The 4,816-nt window shown below is 75.1% G+C and carries 5 protein-coding genes; all 5 read left to right on the top strand.

The window, feature by feature from the left end; translation table 11 throughout:
- Positions 1-1,207 (top strand): ribonuclease E/G (locus tag AC0CYZ_RS18205; protein WP_472217847.1); only part of this gene is annotated, 1,207 nt, incomplete at its 5' end.
- A 181-nt stretch (positions 1,208-1,388) separates the two neighbouring features.
- Positions 1,389-1,688, top strand: a complete 300-nt coding sequence (rplU, locus tag AC0CYZ_RS18200; RefSeq protein ID WP_472217845.1) for a 50S ribosomal protein L21 — start codon at positions 1,389-1,391, stop codon at positions 1,686-1,688.
- A 15-nt stretch (positions 1,689-1,703) separates the two neighbouring features.
- Positions 1,704-1,961 carry a 50S ribosomal protein L27 gene (rpmA, locus tag AC0CYZ_RS18195; protein WP_472217843.1) on the top strand — a complete coding sequence of 86 codons (258 nt, stop codon included), beginning with the start codon at positions 1,704-1,706 and terminating at the stop codon, positions 1,959-1,961.
- An 83-nt stretch (positions 1,962-2,044) separates the two neighbouring features.
- Positions 2,045-3,613 carry a GTPase ObgE gene (gene obgE, locus AC0CYZ_RS18190; protein WP_472217840.1) on the top strand — a complete coding sequence of 523 codons (1,569 nt, stop codon included), beginning with the start codon at positions 2,045-2,047 and terminating at the stop codon, positions 3,611-3,613.
- On the top strand, positions 3,610-4,755 hold the full coding sequence (gene proB / locus AC0CYZ_RS18185) for a glutamate 5-kinase (RefSeq protein WP_472217838.1): 1,146 nt from the start codon (positions 3,610-3,612) through the stop codon (positions 4,753-4,755). The genes obgE and proB overlap by 4 nt, the downstream gene beginning before the upstream one ends.
- Positions 4,756-4,816 lie beyond the last annotated feature (61 nt).

Raw genomic sequence — 4,816 nt, 5'->3', positions numbered from 1 at the left:
GCAGCTGGTGAAGGCGCTCGACCGCAAGGTGTGGCTGCCCTCGGGCGGCACGCTGGTGATCGACCGCACCGAGGCCATGACCGTGGTCGACGTCAACACCGGCAAGTACACCGGCTCCGGGGGCAACCTCGAGGAGACGGTGACCCGCAACAACCTCGAGGCGGCCGAGGAGGTCGTGCGCCAGCTCCGGCTGCGCGACATCGGCGGCATGATCGTCATCGACTTCATCGACATGGTCCTGGAGTCCAACCGCGACCTCGTGCTGCGCCGGCTCACCGAGTGCCTCGGGCGGGACCGCACGCGCCACCAGGTGGCCGAGGTGACCTCGCTCGGCCTCGTGCAGATGACCCGCAAGCGGGTCGGGCAGGGCCTGCTCGACGAGTTCTCCACGCCCTGCGAGCACTGCAAGGGCCGCGGCGTGATCGTCCACACCGACCCGGTGACGGGCGGCCCCGAGCACAGCCGGTCGGGATCGAACGGCTCGTCGGGGTCGTCCTCAACCGCGTCGGCGGCACCGGCGGCACCGGCGGCCTCGTCGGGGGACCAGACGCCCGACGCCGGCGACCGCGGCGGCTCCGGGCAGAACGGCTCCGGATCGGGCTCCGGGCGCCGACGCGGCCGGGGGCGGCGCGGGGCGTCGTCCGAGGGCGGGTCGCCGACCACGGTGGCCTCCTCGGTCACCGCGGGCGCGGCCTCGCCGAACGGGCTGGGCGGTCACGTGCCCACCCCCGCCGAGCTCGCCCAGCGGCGCAGTGCCGCGGGGGCGGAGGACGCCGAGGAGTCCGAGGTCGAGCTCGAGGTGGAGCAGGCCGAGGAGAGCACCGGGACGCCCGAGCCGGCCGAGCCCGCCGAGACGGACCAGGAGGCCGCGACGTCGGAGGACACCGACACGACCGGCACCTCCGACGAGCCGGTGGTACCGGCCGCCGAGGAGCCCGAGGTCGAGCTCGAGGTCGAGCAGGCGCAGGAGAGCACCGGGACCCCGGAGGTCGCCGAGGAGCCCGAGCAGCCCGCCGTCGCACCCGCGGCGACCGAGCCCGCCGTCGGGACCGCGGAGCCGGACCCCGAGCCGGTCGCGTCCACCCCGACCCCGGTGAGCGAGGAGCCCGACCAGCCCGCCGACGACGGGGCCGCCACCGGCGGACGTCGCCGCCGGCGGGCCGCGTCCCGCCCGGCCGGGCCGCCCGTGACCGTCGGGGGCCACTGACGCCTGCCCTGCTGCGGCCACGAGCCCCCGGTCCCCGACCTGTCGGACCCGGCGGGTATCGTGGTCCACAGCAGCGTGGGGGTCGATGGTCTCCGCGTGCGGTGAGGTGCCCGCCCGATCGGGACGCGAGCCCTCCCGAGAACCAGACAGACGTCCAGCACGACAGGAGCCTGCGTCCGAGATGTACGCGATCGTGAAGACCGGCGGCAAGCAGTACAAGGTCGCGGTCGGCGACGTCGTCGACGTGGAGCTCCTGGACGGCGACTCGGTCGACCTCCAGCCGATCCTCGTCGTCGACGGCTCGACCGTCCTCTCCTCGGTGGACGACCTCGCGAAGGTCTCGATCACCGGGAACGTCCTCGGTGAGACCAAGGGCCCGAAGATCAAGATCCTGAAGTACAAGAACAAGACCGGCTACAAGCGGCGCGTCGGCCACCGCCAGCGCTACAGCCAGGTCGAGATCACCGGCATCTCGAAGTAAGGGGAGCGAGACACCATGGCTCACAAGAAGGGTGCGTCCAGCTCCCGCAACGGTCGCGACTCGAACGCCCAGTTCCTCGGCGTCAAGCGCTACGGCGGCCAGGTCGTCAAGGCCGGCGAGATCCTGGTCCGCCAGCGCGGCACCAAGTTCCACCCCGGCGTCGGTGTCGGCCGCGGCGGGGACGACACGCTGTTCGCGCTGGTCGCGGGCGCCGTCAAGTTCGGCCACAAGGCCGGGCGCAAGAACGTCAACATCGTGCCGGTCGAGGCCTGACCCTCGGGACGACACACCAGTACCACCGGCGAGGGGCGGGCCCGATGGGGTCCGCCCCTCGTCGTCTGTAGAGAGGAACGGCCATGGCGCGGTTCGTCGACCGCGTGACGCTGCACGTGACCGCCGGTGCCGGCGGACACGGCTGCAGCTCCGTGCACCGGGAGAAGTTCGTCCCGCTGGGCGGGCCCGACGGCGGCAACGGGGGACGCGGGGGCGACGTCGTCCTCGTGGCCGACCCGGGTGTGCACACGCTGCTCGACTTCCACCACCGCCCCCACGCCGTGGCCGCCAACGGCCGGCCGGGACAGGGCTCGTTCCGCAGCGGCGCGAACGCCGAGGACGTCGAGCTCGCGGTGCCCGAGGGCACCGTGGTCCTCGACGAGCACGGCGAGATCCTCGGCGACCTCACCGGCCCGGGGGCGCGCTTCGTCGCGGCCCGCGGCGGGCGCGGGGGACTGGGCAACGCGGCGCTCGCGAGCCCGGCCCGCAAGGCGCCCGGCTTCGCGCTGCTCGGCGAGCCGGGCGACGCCCGCGACCTCGTGCTCGAGCTGCGCTCGATGGCCGACGTGGGGCTCCTCGGGTTCCCCAGCGCCGGCAAGTCCTCGCTGGTCAGCGTCCTGTCGGCCGCGAAGCCGAAGATCGCCGACTACCCGTTCACCACGCTCACCCCGCACCTCGGCGTGGTCAGCGCCGGCGAATCGACGTTCACCGTCGCCGACGTCCCCGGCCTGATCCCGGGCGCCTCCGACGGCAAGGGCCTCGGCCTGGACTTCCTGCGCCACATCGAGCGCTGCTCGGTGCTCGTGCACGTCGTCGACTGCGCGACCTTCGAGACCGACCGCGACCCGGTCTCGGACATCCGCGCGCTCGAGCACGAGCTCGCCTCCTACACCTCGGCCCTGGGCACGGACCTGGCCTCCCGGCCGCGCATCGTCGCGCTGAACAAGGTGGACGTGCCGGACGCCGCCGAGCTCGCCGAGCTGGTCCGCCCCGACGTCGAGGCGTTCGGCTGGCCCGTCGTGGAGATCTCGACCGCCGCGCACACCGGGCTGCGGGAGCTGACCTTCCTCATGGCGGGCGCCGTGGAGGAGGCCCGCGCGAGCGTCGTGCACACCGTGCCGCCGCGGGTCGTGCTGCGCCCGACCGCCGTCGACGACTCCGGGTTCACCGTCGAGGCCGACACCGGCGACGACATCGACCCGGCCGACGGCCCGGCGTGGCGGGTCCGGGGGGAGAAGCCCGAGCGCTGGGTCCGCCAGACCGACTTCGCCAACGACGAGGCGGTCGGCTACCTCGCCGACCGGCTCGCCCGCCTCGGCGTCGAGGAGGCCCTCGCGGAGGCCGGGGCGCGGCCCGGCGACATGGTCACCATCGGCATCCACACCTTCGACTGGGAGCCCTCCACCCCGGCCGGCGTCGCGGCCCTCGGCGGCGGCCCGCAGACCGGCAACCGCGGCACCGACCCCCGCCTGGACAACGCCGGCTACGCCGACCGCTCGAGCGCGGCGATGCGCAAGGCCGCCAAGCAGGAGCGGCGCCGCCATCGCGACGACGCCGAGCTCGGGGTGCCCAGCTGGGTGGACGGCGGGGACCCGTACGACCTCGAGACCGTCGACGTCGCCGGGGACGAGGCCGCCCGGGACGACGGATGACCGTCGCCCGGGACACCGTCGCGGGCGCGCGGCGGCTCGTGGTCAAGGTCGGGTCGTCGTCGCTGTCGAGCGTGTCCGGGGGTCTCGACGTCGGTCGGCTGGACGCCCTCGTCGACGCCGTCGCCGCGCGGGTCGCGACCGGGACCCAGGTGGTGCTGGTGTCCTCGGGCGCCATCGCGGCCGGGCTCGCCCCGCTGCGGCTCGCGCGCCGGCCCCGCGACCTCGCGACCCAGCAGGCGGCCGCGTCGGTGGGGCAGCTCCACCTGACCCGGGCCTACGCCGACGCGTTCGCCCGCCACGAGCGCGTCGTCGGCCAGGTGCTGCTGACCAGCCACGACGTCGTGCGCCGCGCCCCGTACCGCAACGCGCAGCGCACGTTCGAACGGCTGCTGGGCCTCGGCGTCGTGCCCGTGGTCAACGAGAACGACACGACCGCCACCGACGAGATCCGCTTCGGCGACAACGACCGGCTCGCGGCCCTCGTCGCCCACATCGTCGGTGCGGACGCGCTGGTGCTGCTCTCCGACGTCGACGGCGTCTACGACGACGACCCGCGCGCTCCCGGCGCGGCGATGCTCGACGAGGTCCACGGGGTCGCCGACCTGGAGCAGGTCCACGTCGCGCGGCCGGGCGCGGGCACCGTCGGGACCGGGGGGATGGCCTCGAAGTTGGCCGCGGCGGACCTCGCCGCGGGGGCCGGGGTGCCGGTGCTCGTGGCGGCGGCGTCGGCCGCGCCGGCGGCGCTGGGCGCCGAGGTCGGGACGGTCTTCGCGCCGACCGGCCCGCGGCTCTCCGCGCGCCGGTTCTGGCTGAGCCACATGGCCGGCTCGCGGGGGCGGCTGCACCTCGACGACGGGGCGGTACGCGCGATCACCTCGGGCCCGGCCACGAAGCGGCGCTCGCTGCTCGCAGCAGGCATCACCGGCTCGGACGGCGACTTCGAGGCCGGCGACGTCGTGGAGCTCGTCGGGCCGCGCGGGGACACCGTGGCGCGGGGCGTCGTCGCGTTCGACGCCGAGGAGATGCCCGAGCTGGTCGGCCGCAAGACCCGCGACCTCGCGCCCGAGCACCGTCGGGAGGTCGTGCACGCCGACGACCTCGTCCCGGTCCGGTCGCGCCCTGCGGCGGCCGCGCAGGTGTAGCCGGGGCCTCCCGCCGCGCCCAGCCCAGCCCGGCCCAGCCCCCCGCCGTTGATCATCAGCA

This window comes from Actinomycetospora sp. (assembly GCF_055612215.1).
This window is presented reverse-complemented; position numbering and strand designations above follow the sequence as displayed.